This is a genomic window from Rhodopirellula sp. UH5 (genome assembly GCF_056839225.1).
This window is the reverse complement of the sequence record NZ_CM166390.1, coordinates 2,125,542-2,137,508: the sequence shown is the minus strand read 5'-3', so window position 1 is coordinate 2,137,508 and position 11,967 is coordinate 2,125,542. Positions and strand designations below refer to the sequence as shown.

Genomic DNA, 11,967 nt, shown 5'->3' with positions numbered 1-11,967 from the left:
GCACGCTCCTCCTTGTTGAAGTTTGTCTTTTGTCCAGTCGACGTATGCTCAAAGCTGCCGAAGCGATCCGCGAAGTGGTCGCCAATGCGATCGTGACCGAGGTCCGCGATCCTCGCGTTCGTGATGTCACGGTGATCGGAGTGGAGGTTTCACCAGACATGCGTGAAGCCAAGGTCAAGGTCAGCGTGATGGGGGATGAAACGCAGAAGAACCTGTCATTGCGAGGGCTGCAGAATTCCGCTGGATTCCTGCAAAGCAAAATCGCGAATCGGATGGACACCCGCTACACGCCCAAGTTGCGGTTCGAAGTCGACCGAGGTCAAGAACACGCGATGACGGTCAGTGAGATTCTTGCTCGGATTCAGCAAGAAAAGGAAGGCGCGATGGATGATCGTGACCAAAATGATTCTGGCGAAGACGCCACTCCCCACTCAAACGATTGATTACCGCATTTAGATGTCAGCCACCAACCGCGCGAAACTGATCACGAAGCTGCAAGCGGCTTTGAAAAAACACTACGACGTGGCCCCCGCCACCCCGTCGCGTCCGCTTCTTGAACACGCTTTGTACGCCTGCCTGCTTGAAGATTGCTCCGCTGACTTGGCAGACGAAGGTCTTGCGAAGTTGGAACAGGACTATTTTGATTGGAACGAAGTTCGAGTCACCACCGTGACCGAGCTGGCAGGAGTTCTGTCCAGTCTTCCAGATTCGGCCAAAGCCGCTCAACGTTTGAAGTCGATTCTGCAATCGATCTTCGAAGAGTTCTACAGCTTTGATCTTGATCACCTGAAAAAAGAGAATCTCGGCAAAGCCGTGGCCAAATTCGAAGGCATGTCTTCGATGACGCCATTTGTGCTCAGCTACATCATCCAGCACGGCTTGGGCGGGCATTCGATCCCGATCGATTACTCCGCCATGGTGGTGATGTTGGTGACGGGAATTGCCAGCCAAGCGGAAGCTGCCGATGGGCGTGTCCCAGGGCTCGAACGCGCTGTGCCGAAAAGCAAGGGAGTGGAGTTCGCTGCCCTGCTTCATCAACCAGCCGTTGACTTGTTGATGGACCCCAAGGACAAAACCGCTCGCACCTTCCTTGAGTCAATTGCCAAAGGCAGTTCAGCTGAACTGGATGAGTGGTTGAGCACCAAGGAAGCGGCCATCAAACGCGTGAAGGCTCGCAAAAAAGAAGAACGAGCTGCGGCCAAGCAAGAAGCAGAGGCGGAAGCAGCAGAAGTCGCCGAAGCCAAGTCGGCCGTCTTGGTCAAACGCAGCGCCAAAAAAGGTAGCCGCGTGACCAAGCCCACGATGCCGCAAAAATCAGCGGCGGAACAGGCGGCTGAGTCTCAAGCACGTTTGGCTGCCGAAGCGAAAAAAGCGGAAGCCAAGGCGGCTGCGGGCTCCAAGTCCACCAAGAAAAAGGCTGCTGCTGAGAAGGCCGACGCGGCCAAGAAGTCGACCAAAACCTCGGCTTCCAAAACGGCTTCGAAGTCGACTGGGACGTCGAAGTCCGCGTCCAAGAAGTCCACCAAGGCACCTGCGGCTAAGAAGGCACCTGCCAAGAAGTCGGGCAGCAATGCCAAGGCCAGCAGCGAGAAAGAGTCGGCTCCCAAGAAGTCGGCGAAGAAATCCTCGAGCACGGCCCCGAAATCCACTTCAGCCGAATCCGCCGATTCCGCTGGCACGGCTGCTGGAAAGAAAGCCACCAATCGAAAATTGACAAAGCGGAAACCCCGCTGATCGCACCGCGGATCGGTCCGAATCCGGTGGACTCGATCGCATTCCATTGAGCAACGATTGAATCCAAAACGGAAGGACAATTCTCATGGCAGGTCACAGTAAATGGGCAAACATCCAGCATCGCAAAGGGCGTGTTGACGCCCAGCGGGGCAAGATGTGGAGCAAGCTCAGCAAGGCAATCATCGTCTCGGCCAAGATGGGGGGCGGGGATCCAGGGACAAACATTCGATTGCGAAAAGCAATCGATGACGCCAAAGCGGTGTCCATGCCGAAGGACAACATCGAACGCGCCATCAAGCGTGGTACCGGTGAGCTGGACGGTGATGCGGTCGAAGAAATTCTCTACGAGGGTTACGGACCGGGTGGAGTCGCGGTGATGTGCTTGGCATTGACCGACAACCGCAATCGGACGGCTCCCGAGTTGCGGACCCTGTTTGGAAAGTACGGCGGTGAACTCGGCAAAACCGGTTGCGTTTCGTACTTGTTCGAACGCAAAGGCATCTTCGTTTTCGGTGAGGAGGCGGACGAGGAAAAGGTCACCGAACTGGCGCTGGAAAACGGTGCGGACGACGTGGAAGTTGACGACGATGGCAAGATCCAAGTGACCTGCAGTCCTGAAGCGTTCAGTGATTTAGAAGTCGCTTTCGATGAAGCGGGCATGGAAACCGAAGTCAGTGAAGTGACTCAAGTCGCGTCGACCAACGTGGACCTCGATGAAAGCTCGTCCGGCAAGGTCCTGGCATTGCTGGAAATGCTCGACGATCACGACGACATCCAAACGGTCAGCACCAACGCCAATTTCCCGGAAGAATCGGTTTCGGAGTAAACGGCCAAGATCCGCCGTCGCGTTGATTCGCGACCCGCGGCCGAATTCCCAGGCCACCTGAGATCATTGCCGGATGTGCGTCGCAATGCCTCCTTCATTCGGCCTACTGAGGGCGGGCCGGCGAAGTAGGCCGGATCAAGCCGCTTCGTCGCCGCTCCGGCAGATGATCGAAGCAGGCCGGCCGGAGGGAGCCAGAATTTGGCTCCGATTATTCTTTTTGGCGGAACATCCCGCGTCGCTCGGGTTTTAATGGACGCATGGCGATGCGCTTCGTTGTTCGCGGAATGCGTTGTAGGTTGAGCGTTCTGTTTTGCACGCTCAAATGCGGCTCCCTGACTCGTTGTGAGCCTGTTTCGCTCGCAGGAGCAAGTTCGGTTGGGGCGATCGGCTCTGGCGAATCGCCCGGCATCCATGGACTTCCCGTTCTTTCCACGAATTTCGTGACGCCCGTGCCCGACATTCCAACTCCGGCCGTTGTGCCATCGTCCAGCGACGATTCAAAACGCTCGGACCAGTCAACATCGCCCGTTCGAGTGGCCGTCAATCTTGCGGTCTCGATGATTGTCTTGGGAGGAGCCCTGTACGGCTACACCCTGTTGGGTGAACGCAAACGCCCGCAGCGGAGCAAGCCGCCTAAATCGCCGGTCACGATCGTTGCCACGGAAGAGGTCCGATTTCATAGCGGGCCGGTTGTGATCGATGTCCATGGAGTGGTGGTTCCGCTGAGAGAACTGCGTTTGGCATCGGAAGTGGCTGGCCGAGTGGTGGAGCTTTCCGAGAACGTGCGGGCGGGACGGAGCGTGACCGCGGGGGAAGTGCTGATTCAAGTGGACGCGACCGAATACGAGTTGGAAGTCAAGCGGTTGCAGGCTTTGTCGCAGCAAGAGGCCGCGGAAGAAAACTCGGTGGAGGTGAGCATCGACAACACGTACCAGCTTCAAGAGTTGGCGAAGAAGCAACTCGAACTCGCTCGACAAGAACGCGAGCGAATCAACGCTTTGGTCACGCAGCGAGCGGCGTCTGCCTCCGAAGTGGACGCTGCACGACGTGCGGAACTGGCTGCGGATGCGGCGCTGGTCGAACTTGGGAATCGACGCCGCGAACTGGTCGCACAGTTGGAATTGTTGACGGAGAAACGGACGCTCACCAATGTCTTGCTGGAACGTGCCCGGTTGGATCTTTCACGTTGTGTCATACGATCACCCATCGATGGAAGAGTCGTTTCGTCGGAGGTGGAAGAGCAGTCGTTTCTTCCGACGGGAACACCCTTCATCACCATCGAGGACACCTCGGCCGTCGAGGTTCGCGCAAGCTTGACGGCCGATCAAATGTTTTGGATCTGGAACAGTCAGGCTGGCCTTCCAACATTGGATGTGAATGATCCTGTCGCGGCAGAGCAAGTGGTGTCCACCGTGGCGGATTTGAACTCGGCTGTTTCGGCGACCGTCTCCAGTGAGTTCGGAAACGAGACCCATCAATGGTCCGCCATTTTTGAGCGGCTCGATGGAGCTGGAATTGACCTGAACACGCGGACCTATCCGTGTCTGTTCCGCGTCGACTCCCCACGGTCTTCGTTGGCGGGAAGCACCAGTCGGCAGTTGACTCGCGGGATGTTTGTCGACGTTTCGATTCAAACTCAACCGAATCGAATTCTCATGCGTGTCATTGAATCAGCGGTGCGTCCGGGCAATCGACTTTGGCTGAATGCTCAGGGCAAACTTCGCATCGTTCCGATCACCGTCGTCAGTCGGGTGGACGGCGACGTGGTGATCCAGATTCAACCGGAACTGGACCACCTTTGTTCGCTGGCGTCGACCAGCATCATCGTTTCGCCGATCAGCGATCCCGTCGACGGCATGCCGGTTGGCAACCAATCGCCCGCGGAGTCCAACGGGCTTGGTGAGGCACAAGATTCTGGCAAACCAGCATCTTTGAAAGCGAACAATGCAATGGTGATGCCCCGTGAAACGACCTCTCAATTGCAGGTTGCCGGATGAAATCGCTGATTGCATGGTCGGTCAAAAACTGGCAGGCCATGAATGTCATCATGGTAGGCGTGCTGTTGTTGGGCGTGTTCAGCTTGAGCCAGCTTCGTCGTGATTTTTGGCCGGACTTTGAGCTGTACGTGCTCTCGGTTTCCGTCGAATACCCCGGTGCCAGTCCGGATGAAATCGAAGAGGGGATCCTGGAGAAAATTGAGGAGTCCATTCGCACCGTCGATGGTGTCGAGGAGATGACTTCGTTGGCTCGCGAGGGAATGGGCACGGTCACGTTGGAATTGGATCCGGATGCAAATCAAGCGGATGCCCAGCGAGTTCTGACCGAGGTCACCACGCTGATCGGTCAAATCCCTAGTTTTCCCGAGTTGGCGGAAAAGCCCGACATTCGGATGAACACCAATTTCGTGACGGCGATTCGAGTCGCCGTCATGGGGCCCACGGTTGCGGAACTTTCGAATCTGGTGGACCGCCAGTCTTCCGGTTCGCTGCTCGGTGTCGATGACTCGAACGGCGGCTTTCGGTATGACGAGGAAGAGGCCAAGGCGGAAGCCGCGTTGGCTCTCCGACGTGTAGCAGAACAAATTCGCGAGGAGATTTTGGCGTTGCCGTCGGTTTCCGTTGCCGATTTGGTGGGCACACCAGACTATCAGATCGACATCGAGATTCCCGAAGACACACTCCGCAAGTACAACCTCTCGTTGCAAAGCGTCGCGGAAATCGTGCGGGCCAACAACGTGGAACTTCCTGGTGGCACGCTTCGCGGGCGATCCCAAGAAGTGCTTCTTCGTGGCAGCGACAAAAGTACGGTGGGGGCTGGCATCGAAGAAATCCCACTGGTCAGCCAACCCGGTGGTGCGGTGCTGACCGTTGGCGATCTCGGCCGAGTTCGCGATGAGTTTTCAGTCGAAGGCAGTATCAATGAGGTCAATGGGCACCCTGCAATTCTGGTCTCGATTGAAACGACCAGCGCGGATGACCTGATTGAAGTTGCCGAAGAGGTTCGTCAGTTCGTCGAAGAAGGCAGCGATGCGCTGCCCAGCGGGTACTCGTTGATGGCGATCCGTGATCGATCCACCAGTGTGAAGAACCGCCTCGATCTGCTCAGCAAGAACGCCTGGATGGGGTTGGTCCTGGTCTTCATCGTGCTCGCCTTGTTCTTGGAAATGAGGTTGGCGTGGTGGGTGATGCTGGGGATTCCCATTTCGTTGTTGGGTGCATGCATTTACATGCACTTTGGAGGTCATACCCTGAACATGACCTCGATGTTTGCGTTCTTGATCGCATTGGGAATCGTGGTCGATGACGCCATCGTGGTGGGCGAGAACATTTATGTTCATCGCGAAATGGGCAAAAGTTACCGCCAAGCCGCCATCGACGGTGCTTACGAGGTGATGCCATCCGTCATCACCGCGATTCTGACCACCGTGATTGCCTTCGCTCCGATCATGTACATGGAAGGACGGATCAAACGGCTGACGGTCGTGTTGCCGATGTGTGTTGGGGCAATGTTGATCATCTCGATGTTTGAAAGTTTGACCATTCTACCGTCGCACCTGTCTCACAAACGCAGCCGGTTCTTGGATGCGATGACATACGTGTTGTTCCCGTTGCGCCCGCTCGGCTGGTTGCTCGAAAAAGCCAACGCTGGGATGTCGGCATTGCTGACACGCTGCATTGATCGACTCTACACGCCCATCCTTCGTTGGTCGTTGAGGAACCCTGCCATTGTTCTATCAACGCTCGCTGCGATGTTGATTCTTTCAGTGGGGGTGGTTCGGTCAGGGATGGTGCCGTTCTTGCTGCTTCCCAAAATCGACTTTGGCTTCATCACGGTGCAAGTGACCTATCCAGACGGCACCCCGGTGGACATCACCAACGCGGCAACCAAACGTCTGGAAGATGCGATCTGGAAAGTCAATCAGCGATCAATTGACGAAAAGATGACGGGGGATCCGGGCGGATTTGTTCAGGCGGTTCAGCGAACGGTGGGGTCGTCCGGCGATGAAGTCGGCAGCAGCGTCGCCGGTCACGTTGGAGGCCTGTTCATTCAGCTCAATGACATTGGTGAGCGAACCGTTTCAAGCGATGACATTGTTCGCATGTGGCGGGAGGAATCCGGGCGGTTCCCGGGGGCCGAAGCGGTGGCGTTCGGAGCCACTCCACGAGGTCCCGCGTCGTTGCCAATCGAAATGCGTTTGATGGCGACGGGTGAAAACCTGGCGATGTTGGATGAAGCCATTGAGCGGTGCAAAATCAAGCTGGGCGAGTACCCGTATGTCTCGGACATTGCGACGGACACGCGGCAAGGCAAATGGGAATACCGCATCAAAGTTCGCGACGACGCCAAGGCCATGGGAGTTTCATTGGCGGACGTCGCAGGCACGGTGTGCGCGTCGTACTACGGCGAAGAAGTGATGCGGCTGCAGCGGGGACGGCATGAAGTCCCCCTGCGAGTGCGCTACCCTCGCGAGGATCGCAACACGTTGGTCAGCTTCAACGACATTCGCGTGCGTGGCACGGATCGGATGGAGCGGCCACTCAATGAAATCGTGGAAGTGGATGTCCAGCGTGGCTACTCCGAAATCAGTCGAGTCAACCAGATGCGAAGCATTTCGGTGGTGGCGGATGTCGATGAGACCCGCGGCAACGCATTCAATGTTGTGTCGGACCTCAAAGCCAACTTCGTCCCCGAATTTCGAAAGGAGTTCCCGGGAGTGCAACTGCAGTGGGGCGGTCAGCAGGAGCAGACGGACGAGACGGTCAACAGTTTGTTTGTGGGGTTCTTCTTCGTCTTGGGGGCGATGTTCCTGTTGCTGACCATTCAGTTCAATTCGAGCTGGCAAGCGATTTTGATCCTGTCGATCATCCCGTTCGGATTCATCGGCGCCATCTTCGGTCACATTGTGATGGACATCGATCTGACGCTCTTCAGCATCTTTGGCATCGTGGCGTTGGCCGGAGTGGTGGTGAACGATTCCATCGTGTTGGTGGACTTCATCAATCGCCGGGTCGCCGATGGATTGCCGCTTCACGACGCAATCATTGATGGCGGTCGGCGTCGATTCCGAGCTGTGTTGCTGACTTCGGTCACCACCTGCGCCGGAATGATGCCGATTCTGTTGGAACGATCCAAGGAAGCGCAAGTGGTCTCGCCGATGGCGACCAGCCTGACGTTTGGACTCGCGCTCAGCACCCTCGTCGTGCTGATTCTCGCGCCCGTGATGTACCTGGTGATCGCGAAAATCTCTCCACCCCCTTCTCAAGCCTCGTCTGGCTGAAGTCGGTTGCGCCCGCCTGTTCTCGAATGATCCAACTCCCAACTTCGCTGGCACGACAACCGTCACGAAGAGTGGTTGCCGCTCGCGTGAAGGCGACGGTGACGTTGGAAATCTTGGGAAGCTGCGGGCAACCGAAATTGAGGACGCTGAAGCCAAGTCGACTGCTTCGCTGTTTCGACTCAAAACACTCAATTTGCGTGCCCTGCTATCGGATTTCAATGCCGATCGGATGAATGAGTGTCTTCGAGAGATCGAATGACTTTGCCTGCACCAAAACCATGTGGGTCAGCGAGTAAATGAGAAAATCGCACGTGATAAATGAGCACCTCCCATTATTCGGGAAAACTCGGAGCTAGGTTTCAGTCGTGAAGCTGATGCCAGTCGGTCGTGTCTGAGAAGGGCGACCACCGTCGATCGATCGGTTCGAAATGACTTTCGACCATCTTGAATGGTTTGCGGTTGAATCGAAGTTCGTTTCGAAGACTGGTTTGTCAGCGCTCGGTGCACAGTTGGATGCAATCAAAATCCTCATGGAGACACGCTCGATGCTCAAGACTCATCTCCCAGAAAGAACAAGACGTCGCGCCGCTGTGGGTGGTCGACTGATGCGGTATTGCAACACGGTTGCCCATGCTCCGCGGATGCCTCGTGTTTTGTGTGTGGATGACGACCCCGATATCCAAGCAGCGATGGAGATCATGTTTCGTCCCTATCGGGTGGAAATGGAGCACGCGCACTATGGCATGGAAGGCATTGTCAAAGTGACACAGTGGAAGCCTGCTTTGATCGTGATGGATCTGGCCATGCCCAACGGAAGCGGAGAGGATTTGCTGGCAGTGTTGAAATTCAATCCGATGCTACGAGACATTCCAGTCATCGTCCTGACTGGTGTTCGAGATGCCGACGCTCAACGCAGAATGCTGCTGCAGGGCGCCTCGTCCTTCCTCCAAAAACCGCTCGATTTCAGGCAGATATTGGATGAAGCGTCTCGTTTCATCGATCTCGACCTACGAGAAAGAGAGTAGGAATCCAGTGTTATCACACCAACCCATTCGCATTCTGCTCTTAGAGGATAACTCGATTGACGCGGAAGCCGTTTCGCGGCAGCTTCGCAAGGCGAGTCCTCACTTCAAGTTCACCTGGGCTGAAACACTCGCCAAAGCGAAGACCGAATTGGGGGAAAATGAGTACGACCTGATCATCGCTGATCTCTCGGTTCCGGATTCGTCAGGGACCCAGACGATTTCAATCTTGAGGGAACAGTGCAGTCAAACGCCCGTCATCGCGTTGACGGGACTCGACGACGAAAAGGTGGAACAAGCGGCGATCAAGGCAGGCGCGCAAGACTACATCGTCAAAGGAGAATTGCATGGGCAGGCACTTGCGAGAACCATTTTGCATGCGATTCATCGTCAAGTGGCAGAGAATCAGACTCGGAAATTGGTGAATGAACTCAGAGTCAGCCAGCAGGATCTCAAGGAACAGAAGCAACTGCTGCTAGAAAAGAACAAAAAGCTTGAGAAGTTGTATTCAACGTCTCAGGAAATCGTTGACAACGTCTCGCACGACTTGCGAACACCGTTGACGGTGATCAAAGACTACGTCGCCATCATTCACGATGGACTGGTGGGCGAGATCAACCCAGAACAAACGCAGATGCTCGGGAAAATTCTTGGCCGAGCAGATGATCTCAACGGAATGGTCGATGACCTGCTCGACAAAAGTAAGTTGGAAGCCGGGTTGCTGCAGCTCTCCCGCAGGGCACAGAGTCTCGACTCCATCGTGCAACGCGTCCAGATGCTGGTCGCCAACCGTGCTGCCAGCAAGCAGGTCACGCTCCGATTGATCTCAGAGGACGGGGATATCTCTGTTTACTGCGATGCCGAAAAAATGACTCGGGTGATCACGAACCTCGCAACCAACGCCATCAAATTTGTTCCACAGGGTGGCAACGTCACGTTGCGAACGAAACGATCGACCAATGGCGAGGATGCGGTGGTGGAAGTCGCGGACAATGGACCAGGCATTGAAGCAAGCGAGCTGACGAAAATCTTTGGACGCTTTGAACAAGCCTCTCATCATGGCGCGAAGCAAGCCAGCGGTGTGGGACTCGGGTTGAACATCGCTCAAAAACTGGTGGCTCTGAATTTCGGTCGAATCGATGTGGCTTCCGAAATCGGCAATGGAACCGTGTTTCGGCTGTCGATCCCACTTCCAAACCCTGCCTGCATCGCGGGAAGGATGGCCGAAAGTCGGGCGTCGAAACTGGGACCGGTGAGTTTGATCTCGCTGTGTCTTCCTGAGGCCAAGGACCAACGTCAGTGCGATGACTTCGAGCGATTCATGTGCGGATCGTTCCGCGCCGAAGATCTGCTTTTTCGAAAATCGGACAACCGGTGGTTGCTCTTGTTTTCTGGGAACCGAAGCGATCTGACTTTGTGGTTGCAGCGAACCGAGAGTGACTTTGAGCAAATGAATCGAAATCGTCCTTTTGGGGCGCTACCTGGCTTCACCGCCTCGTTTTTCGATGACGACGGACGCGACGACATTGAGACAGTGAAGAAGCTGTTGCAGCAAGAATGGGATAGGGAGGAAGAGTTCAAGGACGTTGCCGATGAGCCAACGTTCGGAGGCGAGGAGTTGCCTTTGGGAACTCCCTGCGACCTGGTGGCCACGAACGCATCACTAACGGAATGACCGAGGGAATCGAAAGAGATGTCAGTAGTATTGATAGTGGACGATGAACCCGATATTCGCGACTCCGTCAAACGATGGTTGCAGTTTGCGGGGCTGAGGACGCACTTGGCTGTTGACGGCATGGAGTGCCTTCAGCTTGTCAATGATGTGCGTCCTGATTTGATTGTCATGGACGTTCTGATGCCTCGCATGGACGGTCTCACTGCGATCCGTGAATTGCGAGGAGGATCAGAATTGTCAACGACTCCCATCCTGGTCTTGTCGGCCAGTTTGGCGGATGAAAACGAGGCCTACATTGCCGGCGCCAATCGGGTGCTTGCCAAGCCTTATCAGGGGCGACAGTTGATCAACACCGTGAAGGAACTGTTGTCGGACGAACAAAATGTGAGCGATGACCTTGTCTCCAACTCTTAGGATTTAGGATGGACGTCCTGACGAAACGAGATGCCTTTGAGTATCTGTTTGAACTTGCTGGGGAAAGCTGCGGGAACTCGGGGGAAGATCTTAGTTACCTCGATGTTGAGCGTCGCGAGCGAGTGGTGCTTTCGATTGACGATGAAGAAGATATCACCCATGGAATCGCACTGCGGTTGGCGGGCAGTGGCTACGATGTGCGGTCAGCCAAGCATGGGATGGATGGATACCGTATGGCGTTCAGCCTGCACCCAACCGCAATTCTGCTGGATTACAACATGCCGTTCGTCAACGGCGAACAGGTTTTTTTAGGGCTCCGAGAAAACCCCTTGGTTGCGACGATCCCTGTGATTTTGATCTCCGGGAAGGTGGATGATCGGACCGAGGCGAGATTGCTGAAGATGGGTGCGTTTGCGGTTCTTCATAAACCGATCGAGTTCGAACGATTGGTTCTGCTGCTGGATGAAATCAGCGGTGGCGATCCGCGACCGTCCGCGACGAACCGAAAGAATTGAGCATGTCGTGGGGGGCCTCTCAGGCGAAGAAATTGCTCCAATGTTTCGGTTTTCAGCCGAGACGCTCGGGATTGAGGGGTATATATCCTTGGCTGAATCTTTGAAAAGAGGCAGGTCAAAACGGTGTGAGGTATGTCGTGAAACGTTCATGGCAGCTCATGCACCATCGCTGGGAAGGGCATGAGCCAGCGTCAACTGATTGGCCATTCTTTGGAATGGCTTCTGAACGTGTGATTTGTCAATCGATGACAAAAGACTGTTCTGCTTGGAGCCGGAAGGGCAATTCTGGTGCAGATCGTCGGGAAGTCGGTTTGCGGGTCTCGTGTTCACGTTCTGAGTCGAAACTCTACACGCATTCAGTTGGCAAAGCGGAAGGTTGATGCAATCAGTCTCTTCTTGGAAGAGTCTGCTGACGCGGAAGAGAGGGGGGTGCTTGCACCGCCATTCAATGCGTCAGCGCCGGCGATTCGTTTGGCCGTCATTGTCAGCAACTGATGCACGTG

Annotated in this window: 9 protein-coding genes; all 9 read left to right on the top strand. The window is 55.4% G+C overall.

Annotation, left to right across the window (positions count from 1 at the left end; translation table 11 throughout):
• Positions 1 to 29 precede the first annotated feature (29 nt).
• The 9 genes from rbfA to UH5x_RS07760 all read left to right on the top strand — a co-directional run bounded on the left by rbfA (position 30) and on the right by UH5x_RS07760 (position 11,464).
• On the top strand, positions 30 to 443 hold the full coding sequence (gene rbfA / locus UH5x_RS07800; RefSeq protein WP_047814266.1) for a 30S ribosome-binding factor RbfA: 414 nt from the start codon (positions 30 to 32) through the stop codon (positions 441 to 443).
• 13 nt (positions 444 to 456) lie between these two features.
• Positions 457 to 1,734 carry a hypothetical protein gene (locus UH5x_RS07795; RefSeq protein WP_047814265.1) on the top strand — a complete coding sequence of 426 codons (1,278 nt, stop codon included), beginning with the start codon at positions 457 to 459 and terminating at the stop codon, positions 1,732 to 1,734.
• 85 nt (positions 1,735 to 1,819) lie between these two features.
• Positions 1,820 to 2,560 (top strand): YebC/PmpR family DNA-binding transcriptional regulator, encoded by a 741-nt coding sequence (locus UH5x_RS07790; RefSeq protein ID WP_482635311.1) that lies wholly within the window; start codon positions 1,820 to 1,822, stop codon positions 2,558 to 2,560.
• 557 nt (positions 2,561 to 3,117) lie between these two features.
• On the top strand, positions 3,118 to 4,557 hold the full coding sequence (locus UH5x_RS07785) for an efflux RND transporter periplasmic adaptor subunit (RefSeq protein WP_390173929.1): 1,440 nt from the start codon (positions 3,118 to 3,120) through the stop codon (positions 4,555 to 4,557).
• A complete protein-coding gene (locus tag UH5x_RS07780) occupies positions 4,554 to 7,838 on the top strand; it encodes an efflux RND transporter permease subunit (protein ID WP_482635310.1) in 3,285 nt (1,094 codons plus the stop codon). The genes UH5x_RS07785 and UH5x_RS07780 overlap by 4 nt, the downstream gene beginning before the upstream one ends.
• A gap of 428 nt (positions 7,839 to 8,266) precedes the next feature.
• Positions 8,267 to 8,863: a response regulator gene (locus UH5x_RS07775; RefSeq protein ID WP_482635309.1), complete on the top strand. Its 597-nt coding sequence runs from the start codon at positions 8,267 to 8,269 to the stop codon at positions 8,861 to 8,863.
• A gap of 7 nt (positions 8,864 to 8,870) precedes the next feature.
• Positions 8,871 to 10,535, top strand: a complete 1,665-nt coding sequence (locus tag UH5x_RS07770) for an ATP-binding response regulator (RefSeq protein WP_236696199.1) — start codon at positions 8,871 to 8,873, stop codon at positions 10,533 to 10,535.
• Positions 10,536 to 10,553: 18 nt separating this feature from the next.
• Positions 10,554 to 10,949: a response regulator gene (locus tag UH5x_RS07765; RefSeq protein ID WP_047814260.1), complete on the top strand. Its 396-nt coding sequence runs from the start codon at positions 10,554 to 10,556 to the stop codon at positions 10,947 to 10,949.
• Positions 10,950 to 10,957: 8 nt separating this feature from the next.
• Entirely contained in the window at positions 10,958 to 11,464 is a 507-nt protein-coding gene (locus tag UH5x_RS07760; protein ID WP_083434901.1) for a response regulator, read from the top strand.
• Positions 11,465 to 11,967: the final 503 nt, after the last annotated feature.

Coding starts and splice junctions, on each gene's coding strand:
- UH5x_RS07795 (WP_047814265.1), top strand. CDS start 457: ATGTCAGCCACCAACCGCGCGAAACTGATCACGAAGCTGCAAGCGGCT.
- UH5x_RS07790 (WP_482635311.1), top strand. CDS start 1,820: ATGGCAGGTCACAGTAAATGGGCAAACATCCAGCATCGCAAAGGGCGT.
- UH5x_RS07785 (WP_390173929.1), top strand. CDS start 3,118: ATGATTGTCTTGGGAGGAGCCCTGTACGGCTACACCCTGTTGGGTGAA.
- UH5x_RS07780 (WP_482635310.1), top strand. CDS start 4,554: ATGAAATCGCTGATTGCATGGTCGGTCAAAAACTGGCAGGCCATGAAT.
- UH5x_RS07775 (WP_482635309.1), top strand. CDS start 8,267: ATGACTTTCGACCATCTTGAATGGTTTGCGGTTGAATCGAAGTTCGTT.
- UH5x_RS07765 (WP_047814260.1), top strand. CDS start 10,554: ATGTCAGTAGTATTGATAGTGGACGATGAACCCGATATTCGCGACTCC.
- UH5x_RS07760 (WP_083434901.1), top strand. CDS start 10,958: ATGGACGTCCTGACGAAACGAGATGCCTTTGAGTATCTGTTTGAACTT.